Source organism: Bradyrhizobium sp. 139, assembly GCF_023074175.1.
Lineage (GTDB): Bacteria > Pseudomonadota > Alphaproteobacteria > Rhizobiales > Xanthobacteraceae > Bradyrhizobium.
Genome location: NZ_JADPKS010000035.1, coordinates 125,584 through 138,194 on the forward strand (window position 1 = coordinate 125,584; position 12,611 = coordinate 138,194).

General features: G+C 63.4%; 4 protein-coding genes. 3 read left to right on the forward strand and 1 reads right to left on the reverse strand.

Annotated elements, in window-relative coordinates:
- Positions 1-71: 71 nt before the first annotated feature.
- Both IVA80_RS09090 and IVA80_RS09095 read left to right on the forward strand, forming a co-directional pair.
- Complete coding sequence (locus IVA80_RS09090) at positions 72-6,299, forward strand: VCBS domain-containing protein (RefSeq protein WP_247428240.1); 6,228 nt, start codon at positions 72-74, stop codon at positions 6,297-6,299.
- Between the two features lie 159 nt (positions 6,300-6,458).
- Complete coding sequence (locus IVA80_RS09095) at positions 6,459-8,690, forward strand: adenylate/guanylate cyclase domain-containing protein (protein WP_247428243.1); 2,232 nt, start codon at positions 6,459-6,461, stop codon at positions 8,688-8,690.
- Positions 8,691-8,908: 218 nt separating this feature from the next.
- Here the strand turns inward: IVA80_RS09095 and IVA80_RS09100 are convergent, their stop codons facing one another.
- Positions 8,909-10,504, reverse strand: a complete 1,596-nt coding sequence (locus IVA80_RS09100) for an ABC transporter substrate-binding protein (RefSeq protein WP_247428246.1) — start codon at positions 10,502-10,504, stop codon at positions 8,909-8,911.
- A 212-nt stretch (positions 10,505-10,716) separates the two neighbouring features.
- Between IVA80_RS09100 and IVA80_RS09105 the strand changes: the two genes are divergently transcribed.
- Positions 10,717-12,378, forward strand: coding sequence for an ABC transporter substrate-binding protein (locus IVA80_RS09105; RefSeq protein ID WP_247428248.1), 1,662 nt, complete (start codon positions 10,717-10,719; stop codon positions 12,376-12,378).
- Positions 12,379-12,611 lie beyond the last annotated feature (233 nt).

A 12,611-nucleotide genomic window follows, 5' to 3' on the forward strand; every position in this document is an offset into this window, starting at 1 on the left:
CTTACTTAAATTTTAACCCTTTTGACGGTGCCCTGTTGAATTACGCTGGCAAATTTGACGCCGCGATTCCCTTGGACGGCCATGGTTCCCGCTCGCCCGCCGACGGCCATGTCTTTGCGGCCAAGCCTTTTATCGCGAAGGCGCACGGTCACGTGCCTGACGGCGCGTTCGTTGTTCCCGACCCGAACCTGATCTTCAATGGCGAGTTCAAGCGCGCGGGTCTCGACCTTGTGCTGTCCCACGAGGGGCACGAGTTCGTCGTTCACGATTATTTCAGGGGTGACAAGCGGGCGGCGATCTCCTCGCCGGATGGCGCGCACCTCACCGGCGACGTCGTCAACGCGCTCACGGGCCATGTGCAATATGCACAGGCCACGCCCGGCGCCGCTACGGCCCAGGTCATCGGCCACGTCACCAAGCTCTCCGGCAGCGCGACCGCGGTGCGCAACGGCGTCTCGGTCATTCTGAACAATGGCGACAATGTCGAGAAGGGCGACGTGGTCTCGACCGGCGGGGATTCGACGCTCGGCATCACCTTCATCGACGGCACGGTGTTCGGCCTGTCCTCCAATGCGCGGATGGTGCTGAACGAGATGGTCTACGACCCCAACGGGTCGAGCAATTCCTCGCTGCTCAGCCTGGTCGCGGGCACCATCACCTTCGTCGCCGGCGAGACCGCCAAGCACGGCGACATGAAGATCGACACGCCGGTCGCCACCATGGGCATCCGCGGCACGGCGGTGCTGACCCAGATCAACTTCGTCGTTCCCGCCGGTGGCGGCGATCCGCAGCCGCAGGCGAGCTTCCAGGTGCTGGTCGAGCCCAACGGCACGACGGGCTCCTACATCCTGTTCGACAAGATCACGCTGCTGCCGATCGCGACGGTCAACCAGGCCGGCCAGATGATCCAGATCAGCGGCGGCAACGTCTCGATCTCCAATGCGCTGATGTCGCCGGACGTTCAGAAGCTGATCACCGACGTGTTCACGCTGAAGTTCACCGACAACAACACCAACACCAAACTCACCACGAACTTCACCGACTCGATCACGCAGACCAGCGATGGGATCGTGATCAAGACCCCAGCCGGCTACATCGCGACCGCGGTATTCACAAGCCTCAATCAGCAGGGATCGCAGGAATCCGGCGATCACGCGGCGCCTGCCAACCGTTACCCCGGCAAGCCTCTGTCTCAAAGCCTCGATCTCAACGGCAATGTGAAGACGGCGTTCGCGCTGACCGAGCGCGCGGACACGACCGGCGACGCGACCCATTCCGACACGATCTCCGGCCGGATCACCTTCGTCGATCAAAACCTGGGCGACAGGCCGACGGTGAGCGTGAATCTCGCCGATGCGCCAAACTACGTCTACAAGAGTGCCGGCCAGCAGGACGTCACCGGCACGCTCTCTGCGCTGCAGAAGCAGGACATCGCGGCGACGCAGATCCAGATCAACGTCGCCGCCGACGGCGGCAACAACAACAACGGCTCGGCGGTCTGGAGCTACACGATCCCCGACCACGTCTTCGACTTTCTTGCGGCCGGCGAAACGCTGACGCTGACCTACATGGTCCGCATCGACAACAATTTCGCAATCAGCCCCGAGACCGCCTTCATCCCCATCACCATCACAATCACCGGCACCAACGATAAGCCCACCGTCGCGACGTCAGGTGGCACCGTCATCGAGAAGGTCGGGACCGGCAACGAGGCTCTGGACACCATCACGGGCACGGTCATCTTCAGCGATGTCGATCTGACGGACCGGCCGATCGTGAGCGCGGCGCTTTCGTCCACCCAGCCGCTCAAATATCTCGACGCCGAAGGGCACGATATCACCGCGACGCTGACGCCGGAGCAGCGCGCCGCGATCGCCGCCGTCGAGGTGCCGCTGACCGTGGTGCAGGGCGCCGGAAACGGCAACAACGGCTCGGCCACCTGGGCCTACAGCGTTCCCGACCATCTCTTCGATTTTCTCGCCGAAGGCGAGACGCTGACCCTCAATTATGTGGTGCAGGTCGATGACGGGCACGGCGGTGTCGTCAGCACGCCGATCACCGTGTCCATCAACGGTGCAGACGTCAATGTCGAGGGCACCAACGACCTCCCGACGATCGTCGAAGACTCCACCACCCCGACAGGTGCGGTAACCGAGGATAGTGCGGCCACGCTCGCCGCCAACGGCACCATTACCTTCAACGATCCCGATCTCACGGACACCCACACCGCGAGTTTCGCTCTGAACTCGACGGTTTCGAACGCGCATCTGCCAGGCTTCAGCGACGGCACTTCGCATATCGGCACGTTCGCGCTCACGGCGGTGAGCGAGAGTCCCGGCGTCAGCACGCGAGGGGCAGTCGGCTGGACCTTTACGATCGACGATAGCGACCCGGTGCTCCAGTCGCTGGCCAAGGGCCAGACCATCACGCAGGTTTACACCGTCACGGTCGACGATCATCACGGTGGGACGGTCACCCGAGAGGTCACGGTCACCATTACCGGGACCAATGATGCCCCGACCATCACGAGCGATGCAGACGCGGCAACGGGCGGCGTCACCGAGGATGCCGGCGTGACGCTCTCGACCGGCGGCACGCTGGCGATCCAGGATCTCGACCTGATCGACACCCATGCGGCGCAGGCCGTGTTCAAGTCGTCGGCCTCCAGCGCGCATTTGCCCGGCTTTGTGGAGGGGACGACCAATATCGGGACCTTCACGATCGATCCGTCGGTGACGGAATCTGGCAGCGATACCGACGACGGCGCGACGCTGGGCTGGCACTTCACGCTCAATGACAATGATCCGGTGTTGCAGTCGCTGGCCAAGGGCCAGACCATTACCCAGGTCTATACCGTCACCTTTACCGACAATCACGGCGCGCAGGTTTCCCAGGACGTCACGGTCACCATTACCGGCACCAACGACGCGCCGACGATGACCAGCAGTGCCGCGGATGCTACCGGAGCGGTGACCGAGGATGCCGGCGCGACGCTGTCGATCAATGGCACGCTGGCGATCCAGGATCTCGACCTGATCGACACCCACACGGCGCAGGCCGTGTTCAAGTCGGCGACATCGAGCGCGCATCTGCCGGGCTTCGACGGCGATACGCCGCTCGGCACTTTCACGATCGATTCCGACCTCGCCGAGTTCAACACCGACACCGACAACGGTGCGACGCTGGGCTGGCACTTCAGCCTCGACAACAACGATGCGGTGCTGCAATCGCTGGCCAAGGGCCAGACCATCACCCAGGTCTACACCGTCACCTTCACTGACGATCACGGCGCGTACGTCTCGCGGGACGTGACCGTCACGATCAACGGCGCCAATGACGCGCCGACGATCACGAGTGACGCTGTCGATGCTGCCGGAGCGGTGACCGAGGATGCTTGCGCGACGCTGTCGATCGACGGTACGCTGGCGATCCAGGATCTTGATCTGATCGACACCCACACGGCGCAGGCCGTGTTCAAGTCGTGGACATCGAGCGCGCATCTGCCGGGTTTCGACGACGACACGCCGCTCGGCAGCTTCACGATCGATCCGTCGGTGCACGAATTCAGCATCGATGTCGACAACAGTGCGACGTTGGGCTGGCACTTCAGCCTCGACAACAACGATGCGGTGCTGCAATCGCTGGCCCAAGGCCAGGCCATCACCCAGGTCTACACCGTCACCTTCACCGACGATCACGGCGCGTACGTCTCGCGGGACGTGACCGTCACGATCAACGGCGCCAACGACGCGCCGACGATCACGAGCGACACTGCCGCGGCGATGGGTACGGTCACCGAGGATGACGGCTCGTCATTGTCGACCGGCGGCACGCTGGCGATCCAGGACCTCGACCTGATCGACACCCACACGGCCGAGTGGTCGTTCAAATCGTCGTCCGTCAGCTCGGCCCTGCCGGGCTTCGAGGACGACAGCACGAATATCGGCACATTCACGATCAACGCGGTGTCCGAGTCCGGCAGCGACACGGACAATGGCGCGACGCTCGGCTGGCACTTCACGCTGGACAACAGCGATCCGGTGCTGCAGTCGCTGGCCGACGGGCAGACCATCACCCAGGTCTACACCGTCACGTTCGACGACCAGCAGGGCGGCAAGGTCAGCCAGGACGTCACGGTCACGATCACCGGCACCAACGATGCGCCGGCCGTTTCCTATGTGACGTCGAACTACATGGACTTCGACGGCCAGACCATCGCGGTCGGCGACGTGCCGACGGTCGCCACCGATGACGTGACGCTGGCCGGGTGGGCGAACTGGAGCGGGGGCGCCGATCCGGGCCACGGCCACATCCTGTTCTACAACGGCAACACCTCGACCACCGGCTTCGGTCTGCTTGGCACCGTCAACGTCGATGGTACCTTGGAGCTGCAGATTCTCGCAGGCGGCGTCGACATCGAGGATACCGGTGTCGCCCTCACGGCCTCGCAATGGCATAACATCGCGCTGACCCGCGACAACGGTACCTTCACGCTTTATCTCGATGGAAACCTCGAATATTCGCAGTCATGGGCGTTCAACGCGATCGATGGCAGCCCGTCGAATCCGTCGGCGTCCTACCTGATGATTGGCGCCGCGAGCGAGCCAGACGCGGCGGGCTTTGGAGCGGAAGGCTTCTTCGGCTCGATCGCCGATGTCAGCGTCTGGGCCACCGCGCTCACGCAGACGCAGATCCAGTCGATCGATTTCACCGCGCTCACCGGCAGCGAGGCGAGTCTGGCCGCGTATTACCAGCTCGGCGACGGCAGCGGGATCACGGCGTCCAATACGGTCAACCCCGCCGAGGGTCTCGCAATCGAAGGCACCGCGGGTTGGGCGAGCGGGACTTCCGGGCCGGGCGGCGCCGTTGCCGATCTGATGGAAACCAATGCCGGCCAGCTTTCGCATGGCGTGCTGGTGGTCTCCGACGTCGACGCGATCGATCACGTCACGGTGTCGGTCAACCAGGTGCAGGTTGCTCTCGACGGCGTGCCGCAAACCGGCAGCGTCGGCGGGCTGTCGCATGCGGACCTGCTCAACTATCTCACCGTCCCGCCCGGCGATATCCTCAACGGCACGGCCACCAACGCCCAGTTTACGTGGCAGTTCAATTCAGGCGGTCAGGCCTTCGATTTCCTCGCGGCCGGCCAGACGCTGTCGCTGCAATACACCATCGTTCCGTCGGATGCTGATGGCGCGGGCACGAGCGCAGTCGTGACCGTCAACATCGCCGGCACGAACGACGCGCCGACGCTGTCCGATCTCCACATCGGCCCGCTCACGGATACGGCCGCTGCCGACACCTTCTTCGATCTCACCGGGACGCTGACGGGCAACGATGCCGATACCGGCGAGACGGCGACGCTTACCTATTCCGTTCTCAATGCGGATCACCATGCTGCGACGACAGCCGGGGGATTGTACGGGACGCTGACGGTCAATCCCGACGGCAGCTACAGCTACGTTCCGAACGCCGCCGCGATCAACGCGCTGGCGGAAGGATCCTACGCGGATATTTTCACTGTCCAGACCACGGACGTGCTCGGTGCGATCGGCACGACCATGCTCACGGTGGATGTGACCGGGGCGAACGACGCCACCGGCCCGGTCATCAACACCGAGCACTTCCAGTTCGAGCATATCCGCGAGAACAGCAACGAGATCATCACCGATCTGGTGGTCACCGACACCGATTCCGGTGCCGCGACGGATACTTTCACCGTCACGCTTTCGACCGCGCATCCGCATCTCAGCAGCGTCAGTGTTTATCCGGCGTCCGGTTCGCTCGACCAGATCAACACCGGCCTCGCGAGCGGCGCGGGCATCGCCTACGATCCGACTGGCGCCACCTCTGATTCTCAGGCGGAACTGCCCGCGACCGACCAGGTCACGCTGACCGTCGCCGACTCGGCCGGCCGCTCCGACACGGTCAACTTCATCTTCGCCGAGGGTGCCAACGGCCAGGGCATCAGTCTGGCAGGCGCCGGCGGCAAGGACGTCATCTTCGCGACGGAGTCGAGTGATACGCTGGCCGGAGGCGGCGCGAAGGATCAGTTTGTGTTCGCGCCGACGTCCTCGCAGGATGCGGTCCAGCACACCGTGAACGACTTCGAGATCGGGCTCGACAAGATCGATCTGCGGCAGTTCGGCAGCGTCACATCGTGGACGCAGGTATCCGCGCTCGCGGAGCAGCAGGGTGCCGATACCCTGCTCAATCTCGATGCCAACGACAAGATTCTCTTGAAGAACACCGTTGCCGGCCATCTCCACGCCAGCGACTTCATCCTTCATGTGAGCTAGAGGCGCCCCTCCGGTCAGCCGGCTCTTCATTCCGCTTTGACCGCGGCAAAAAATCCCTATCCTTTGCCGCCGAAGCAATGGCCATTTGTGTCATGGCGATCCAAGATCGCGCCAAGCTGGTTTGTAGAAGAAGGCTGGTTTGCAGGAAGTCCGATCCGAATGAAACGTCTCAAGATCCTGCGGCGGTGGTTTGCGCGCAAGCTCGGCTTTGCGCGGCTGATGTGCCTTGCGCTGCTGGTCGTGTTTGCCGGCGCACGCCTCTGGGATCCGCCGCCGATCCAGGAATTGCGGCTGCGCACCTTCGACATGTTCCAGTTGATCGATCCGCGCCACAAGACGGCGCGGCCGGTCACCATCGTCGACATCGACGACAAGAGCCTCGGCAAGCTCGGCCAGTGGCCGTGGCCACGCACGCGGATCGCCGACCTGATCCAGAACCTCACCAACAACGGCGCGGTGGCGATCGGTTTCGACGTGGTGTTCTCGGAGGCCGATCGGCTCAACCCGGATCTGGTCGCGAGCCAGATGCGCTATCTCGACGACGCCACCCGCGCCAAGCTGCGCGAGCTGCCGAGCAACGACCGGATCCTCGCTGACGCGATCAAGCGCTCGCGCGTGGTGCTGGGCGAGACCGGGCAGCCGGCGATCTCGTCCGAAATCGACAAGACGCTGCCCCTCACCGGCATCGCGACGGTCGGGGAGGAGGGCGCCGAGCGCTTCCTGTTCGAATTTCCGGGGCTATTGCGCAACGTGCCCGAGATCGAGAAGGTCGCGACGGGTCGCGGCCTGTTCACGATCAAGACCGAGCGCGACGGCTTGATCCGCCGCGTGCCGATGGTGATGCGGGCCCAGGGCAACATCATGCCCTCGCTCAGCCTCGAGATGCTGCGTGTCGTCACCGGCACGCCGACGGTCCTGGTCCGGACCGACAAGACCGGCGTCAGGGCGGTCCGCCTCAAGGGCGTGGAGATTCCGACCGACAAGAACGGCCAGCTCTGGGTGCACTATGCCCGCCAGGATCCGTCGATCTACGTCTCGGCCGCCGACGTGCTCGACAGCAGCGCGCCAGCGAACAAGATCGCCGGCAAGCTGGTGCTGGTCGGCACCTCGGCGGTCGGACTGAACGACATCAAGACCACGCCGGTGTCCTCGACCATGCCGGGCGTCGAGATCCATGCCCAGGTGCTGGAGAGCATTCTGAGCGGAGCCGTGATCTCACAGCCGAACTATGCGCTCGGCGTCGAGCTGCTCGCAGCGCTCGTCATCGGCCTGCTCGTCATCATCTTCACGCCGAATCTCGGGCCGGTGCGGCTGGTGCTCGCAGGTGCGGCCTTCGCCGCCATCCTGGTCGGCGTGTCCTGGTTCTTCTATGCACAGCACCGCTACCTCATCGACTTCACCTATCCGCTGCTCTCGACCACGGCGATCTATCTGACACTGATCTTCGCCAGCTTCGTGCGCGAGCAGCGTCAGCGCGTGCAGATCCGCGGCATGTTCGCCCAATACATGTCGCCCGTCCTGGTCGAGCAGCTGGCGCAGTCGCCGGAAAAGCTCGTGCTCGGCGGCGAGGAGCGCGAGATGACGATCATGTTTTCCGACGTGCGCGGCTTCACCACGATCTCGGAGAGCTACAAGCACGATCCGCAAGGCCTGATCGCGCTGATGAACCGTTTCCTGACGCCGCTGACCGACGTCATCATCGATCAGAAGGGCTACATCGACAAGTACATGGGTGACGCCATCATGGCGTTCTGGAACGCGCCGCTCGACGATGCCGAGCACGAGCTCAACGCCTGCGAGGCCGCGATCCGGATGCTGGAGCAGATCGACGCCGTCAACAAGGAGCGCGAGCAGGAAGCTGCCGACGGCGGTCACGTCTACATCCCGCTCAATGTCGGCATCGGCCTCAACACCGGCGTCGGCGTCGTCGGCAACATGGGCTCCGACCTGAAGAAGAACTATTCGGTGCTCGGCGACAGCGTGAACCTGGCCTCGCGCCTCGAAGGCCAGTCCAAGGAATACGGCTTTCCGATCATCGTCGGCTCCAGGACCGCGCTTGCTGCCAAGGACAAGTTCGCGATCCTCGAGCTCGACTTCGTGATGGTCAAGGGCAAGACCGAGCCGGAGGTGATCTACGCCATCGCCGGCCGCGAGGACGTGCTGAATTCGGGCGCCTTCCAGCGGCTGCGCAACATCACCATCGAGATGCTCGGCTGCTACCGCAGCCGCGACTGGCAGGGCGCGCTGGATGCGATCGAGCGCGGCCGTCGCAGCGAGGACGCCGACACGCTGGAAAAGCTGTTCAAGCTCTATGAGGTCCGGATCAAGAATTTCCAGATCGATCCGCCGCCGGAGGGCTGGACCGGGGCGTATGCGCTGCTGACGAAGTAGGGCGTGTGGCTCGAATGGCGCCACACGCTCGCTGTCGTCCCGGACAAGCGCAGCAAAGCGAAGCGCAGATCCGGGACCCATAACCACAGGAAGCGGTTTGGCGAAGACTCGCAGTTGCCCGCGCGTGCAGCAACTATTACCTGTGGTTATGGATCCCGGGTCTGCGCTGACGCTTGCCCGGGACGACGGTGGTGTTGACGCGGCGGCCTGCCGCCCCCTCACTCTACCCCGATCGTCGTCAAATCCTGGAACCAGTGCTGCGCCTGCACGAACTGCTTGACCTTCGGCGAGAGCGCATGCGGGTTGGTGTCGTGGACGACCCAGACCAGGGTGGCATCGTCGACGATCAGCGCGTGCGCCTGAGCCAGGAGTTCGTCCTGCTTGGTGGCATCGAAGGTTTGCTTGGCCTCCTCGATCAGCGCGTCGACCTTCGGGTTCTTGTAGCCGCCCCAGTTGACGCCGACCGGCGCGATCTGGCCCGAATGGAAGAAGCGGACGATGGCGTAGAGCGGGTCCGAGGTCACATAGGCGATGTTGTTGGCGGTGATGCCGGCGTTCATCTCGTCGGCTGCGCCCTTGCGCCAGTGCGTATATAATGTTTCGAGCTCGACCACTTTGAAGTCGACGTCGATGCCGATCTCCTTGAAGCTTTGCTGCAGGAATTCGTTCATCGGCAGCGACAGCATCTGGCCGGTGCCGCCCTGCGCGATGATGAAGGTGGCCTTGAGCGGCTTGGCCTTGGAGTAGCCGGCTTCCTCGACCAGCTTCTTCGCAGCAGCAAGATCGTATTTCAGCTCAAAGCTTGGTTTGCCGAACCACGGGCTCGACGGATCGACCTGACCCTTGGCTGGCTTTGCCAATCCGTTCATCAGGCCCACCACCGCCTCACGATCGATCGCAAGGTTCAGCGCCTTGCGCAGGCGGATGTCGGTCCAGGGCGAGCCCGGCAGCACGCTCAGATGATAATTCCAGACATGCGGCGTAACGTTGTCGACGAGCTTCATGCCGGCCGCCTTGAGCTGCGGCACGGCGTCCGGCGCCGGCGTCTCGATCAGGTCCACTTGGCCTGCGAGCAGCGCATTGGTGCGCGTCAGCGCTTCCGGCATCGGCACCAGCACCAGCTTGTCGACCTTGGGAATGCGCTTCTTGTTCCAGTAATCCGGATTCTTGGTCAGCTCCGCAAGCTCGCGCGGCACCAGTTTTGTCAATTTGAATGGGCCGGTGCCGGAGGGCTGGCTGGCGAACTTGTCCCAATCCTTGCCGAGCTTTTCGTATTGCGTCGGGCTCGACACCAGGAACCAGAGCATCTGATAGGGGAAGAAGGAGTCGACCGTCTTGGTCGTGATCTCCACCGTGGAATCGTCGATTTTGGCATAGCTCGCGACCGAAGGCAGCCGCGTCTTCACCTGCGCGCTCTGGCGCTTGTCGAATTGCGGCGCCTTGTCGTTGAGCACCTTGTCCAGATTCCAGATCACCGCATCGGCGTTGAATTCGCTGCCGTCGTGAAACTTCACATCCTTGCGAAGCGTGAAGCGCCACTTCTTCTTGTCGGTGTCATCGACCTTCCATTCCGTGGCCAGGCCCGGGACCAACTTTCCCGGCCGGTCGGCGACGTCCATCTCCCAGGCCACCAAGGGATCGTAGATCGTGTAGGCCGTGAACTGATAGGCGCCGGCGCCGCGATCGGGCTGGCCGGTCGTCAGCGGGATGTCCGCCATCGAGATGCCGTAGCGCACCACCGTTTCGGCGCGCGTCGGGATTGCGGATAGCGCCAGCGCAAGCACGGCGAGACAGGTCGACAGTCGGATACGCATGGCCCAGAACTCCAGGAAAAAATTCAAGGGAGAATTCAGGGCCAACCTGCAATCTTGATGCCAGAATAGGCAGCGACGTGCCTTCGCTGACGTGCGATCACAAGGACTTGTCGTCGCAGGGGCAATTTGCAGAAAAAGTTTCCCCATTGGCACAGCCATTGCATACGTTTGCATCAAAATTAGTCACTGAAAGCCGGAAGAGGACTGAGACGATGCTCATCAAGAAGAACAAGACCCGCGCGGCGCTGATCGCGTTGCTGGCGCTCGGCAGCGCGGCCGCATGGCCGCGCGTGGCCAGCGCCGACACCGTGCTGCGCATCGGCATGACCGCTGCCGATATTCCGCGCACGCTGGGCCAACCCGACCAGGGCTTTGAAGGCAACCGCTTCACCGGCCTCACCATGTATGACGCGCTCACCGGCTGGGACCTGTCCTCGGCCGACAAGGCGAGCGTGGTGATCCCCGGCCTTGCCACCGAGTGGAAGGTCGACGACGCCGACAAGACCAAATGGATCTTCAAGCTGCGCCCCGGCGTCACCTTCCATGATGGCTCGCCGTTCAACGCCGATGCGGTCGTGTGGAACGTCGAGAAGGTGCTGAAGCAGGACGCGCCGCAATTCGACGCCAGCCAGGTTGGCGTCACGGCGTCGCGCATGCCGACGCTGGCGTCCGCGAAGAAGATCGACGACATGACCGTCGAGCTCACCACCAAGGAGCCCGACAGCTTCCTGCCGATCAACCTCACCAACCTCTTCATGGCGAGTCCGGCGAAGTGGCAGGCTTTCTACGACAAGGCCGAAGGCGCCGACGCCAAGGCGAAATCGCAGGCCGCTTGGACCGCCTTCGCCAAGGACGCGTCCGGCACCGGTCCGTGGAAGATGGCGAGCTTCACGCCGCGCGAGCGGCTCGAGCTGGTGAAGAACGCGGCCTATTGGGACAAGGCGCGCGTGCCCAAGGTCGACAAGATGCTGCTGCTGCCGATGCCGGAAGCGAACGCGCGTACCGCGGCACTGCTCTCCGGACAGGTCGATTGGGTCGAGGCGCCGGCACCGGATGCGCTGCCCGAGCTCAAGCAGCGCGGCTTCAAGCTCTACGCCAACGAGCAGCCGCATGTCTGGCCGTGGCAGTTCTCGCGCGTCGAGGGCTCGCCCTGGAACGACATCCGCGTGCGCAAGGCCGCAAACCTCTGCGTCGACCGCGAAGGGCTCAAGGACGGCCTGCTCGCCGGCCAGATGGTGCCTGCGACCGGCACTTTCGAGCCCGGCCATCCCTGGCGCGGCAAGCCGACCTTCGAGATCAAGTATGACAAGGCGGCTGCGCAAAAGCTGATGCAGGAGGCGGGCTTCGGTCCGAACAAGAAGTTGACGGTCAAGACCCAGACCTCGGCCTCGGGTTCGGGCCAGATGCAGCCGCTGCCGATGAACGAGTATCTTCAGCAGGCGCTCGCCGAATGCTATTTCGACGTGCAGCTCGACGTCATCGAATGGAACACGCTGTTCACCAATTGGCGCCGCGGCGCCAAGGATCCCTCAGCCAACGGCGCAAACGCGACCAACGTCACCTACGCGGCGATGGACCCGTTCTTCGCGCTGGTGCGCTTCCTGCAGTCGGGCATGGCGCCGCCGGTCTCGAACAATTGGGGTTTCATCAACAATCCCAAGTTCGACGAGTTGGTGAAGAAGGCGCGGCAAACGTTCGATCCCGCCGCACGCGACGCTGCGCTCGCCGAACTGCACGCGGCCTCCGTCGACGATGCGGCCTTCCTCTATGTCGCCCACGACGTCGGCCCCCGCGCCATCAGCCCGAAGGTCACAGGCGTGGTGCAGCCGAAGAGCTGGTTCATCGACTTCTCGCTGGTGTCGATAACGCCGTAGCTCTTTCGGCTTGCTCCGTGCACCCTCTCCCCTTGTGGGCTAAGGCGTGCACACATCTCAAAAACGGAATCTAATACAGGGACTTAGATGACCCCAGGTTTCGGAACCGCCCAAAGAGCGGTCGGTCAGCTATCATTGAAAAGACTTGCGCTTTCCATTGGTGCTGACCAACGGCCGAAAGATGTGTGCACGCCTTAGCCCCTTGTGGGAGAGGGTGGCTTCGCGGATAGCGA